The sequence below is a fragment of the Mesorhizobium sp. M7A.F.Ca.CA.002.09.1.1 genome (assembly GCF_003998555.1).
Taxonomy (GTDB): Bacteria; Pseudomonadota; Alphaproteobacteria; order Rhizobiales; family Rhizobiaceae; genus Mesorhizobium; species Mesorhizobium ciceri.
The window spans coordinates 1-1960 of the sequence record NZ_RZRR01000975.1; the positions used below are offsets into that span (position 1 = coordinate 1).

A 1960-nucleotide genomic window follows, 5' to 3' on the forward strand; every position below is an offset into this window, starting at 1 on the left:
GATCTCGTTCGCTCAAGCCGCAGCCCCCTCCATCACGGTTACGCCCGCGTCGCCATTGAGGCCGAAGACGATCCCCTCGGCATATTGCGGGTCTTCCAGCACGGAAACCACCCTGTCGCCGAAGGTTCGGGGCGGCATCGGCGCACCGAAGCGGGTGACGAATTGTTCGGGCGTGATGCCCATGGATCCGGAATAGGCGCCGGCCGCCGCATCGCCTGTTCCGGTGCCGAGGATCATCTGCCGCGGCACGATCGCCTGAAAGCGGATGCCGAGCTTCTTCTCCAGCGAAACGCCGTTGGCGTACTTCGCCATGAACCACAGCATGCGCTTGGCGCCGCCATAGCCGCCCGACAACTGCGACCCGGTGACGGCGGCACCGCTCGATCCCACCAGAACACGGCTGCCCGGCTTGAGCGGCAGGTTGAGCGCCGCCTGCAGCCAGTATAGCCCGGCCTTGACGTCGGTTTCCCAGGCGATTGAAAAATCTTCCCAGCTCAGTTGGTCCAACCGGCCCATCCGGGGCGTGGCACCAGCATTCAGGACCACGACGTCAGGACGAACCTCGCTAAGAATGCGATAGGCCGCGCCCTCCTCCGCAACGTCGGCGCGGATAGTGGCGACCCCAAGCCGCGCACCGACCGCATCCAGCGCCTCGACGCCACGGGCAACGACGGTCACACTGGCGCCCTGTTCGACCAGCGCCTCGACCAATCCGAGGCCAAGCCCACGGCTGCCACCGGTGACCACGATTTCTTTATTCCTGAGGCTCATCGACCCTGCTCCTTAGCTTCACTGTAGCTAAGACGTTTGAGGGTCGGAAAAAGAGCCAAGGTTTGGCGAGGCGCGCTGTCGCGGCGACGATCCGCGACATGCCGGCAATACTGGCGATCGGGCGGAAAGCTGCCTGTCCGCTTTCGGCCTAAAATGCGATGCCCGATATTGGACGCAGTAAGGTTAGAGGCTGCCGGCGATGAAAGCGCTGCCGGTCCATGCTGCAGCATCCCAGCCGGATATGTTCAGAAGTCGAGAGCGACCATCATGCCGCGGACTTCGGCCATTTCCAGCAGCAGGTCTTGGAGTCTTTCGTCCAGTGCGGCACCGGTCAGCGCCAGAAGCTCGGTGACGCTCTCTCTCATCGATATGACGGCGGCGCCTGTCTTCTCGGCGAGCAGCCGTCCGATGGCAGCTCGGATCAGGTCGTCCTGATCAGACATTGCTTCACCTCCCAACGCACTGCAACCTCCCCTTGCTTTCCATGCCTCACCGCCGCTTTCGACAACAGGGCGTGATTTCCCATACCGTATGATTTTTGATGCGACATCGGGCAGCTTTGCTCATGCCAGCAGATCGTCTCGATGAGCCCGCCAGTCGTTCAACACCGACAATGAGGGCAGGAGCGAAAAATGGCCGGGCTGGACCGTTTCAACCGCTGCAAGCAGTGCCAGAGGCACTTCGTGCCGATAAAGCCCAATGCACACGCCCCCTTTGGCCGTTGCCGGCAATTCCGTGACGGTGTCGAAAATCGAAAACGTACCCGTTGGCTCTTCCACGATTTCGAAACGCCCCACCCCAAACCTCCCTCTGCACAAAAGTAGCGACCAACGCGGACATCCCCCTAGTGGTTCCCTAGGCTGGCAGTTTTTTTCGCGCCTTGGTTGTAGCGCATGCCGGCAGGACAGTCATGCCCGCAGGGCGCGCAGTCAAAAATCGCTACGCACATTTTAAATCTTGACGCGTGTCAATTTTTTATAAAACATGCGCAAACGCCGGCATGGCATCGGCCGGCGCTCTGGGAGGAGCAATGCCTGACATCGAAAAGCGCCCGAACCGGGGCGGCAGTCCGCACATCCCCAAGCTGGCAGCAGTCCGTTGGCGGATCGTCGCGCCAGGGGCCGGGGTCGCTTGCGCGCCGTCGGACATTGCAGTCGCCGGACGGCGACATCGATGCAGCCCATAAAAC

Annotated in this window: 3 protein-coding genes; all 3 read right to left on the bottom strand. The window is 61.7% G+C overall.

Annotation, left to right across the window (positions count from 1 at the left end; all coding sequences use genetic code 11):
• Nucleotides 1-12 precede the first annotated feature (12 nt).
• Nucleotides 13-771 carry an SDR family oxidoreductase gene (locus EN994_RS29085; protein WP_063168676.1) on the bottom strand — a complete coding sequence of 253 codons (759 nt, stop codon included), beginning with the start codon at nucleotides 769-771 and terminating at the stop codon, nucleotides 13-15.
• A 245-nt stretch (nucleotides 772-1016) separates the two neighbouring features.
• Nucleotides 1017-1214 (bottom strand): hypothetical protein, encoded by a 198-nt coding sequence (locus EN994_RS29090; RefSeq protein WP_013530509.1) that lies wholly within the window; start codon nucleotides 1212-1214, stop codon nucleotides 1017-1019.
• Nucleotides 1215-1334: 120 nt separating this feature from the next.
• Entirely contained in the window at nucleotides 1335-1568 is a 234-nt protein-coding gene (locus EN994_RS29095) for a hypothetical protein (RefSeq protein WP_013530508.1), read from the bottom strand.
• Between the last annotated feature and the right edge of the window lie 392 nt (nucleotides 1569-1960).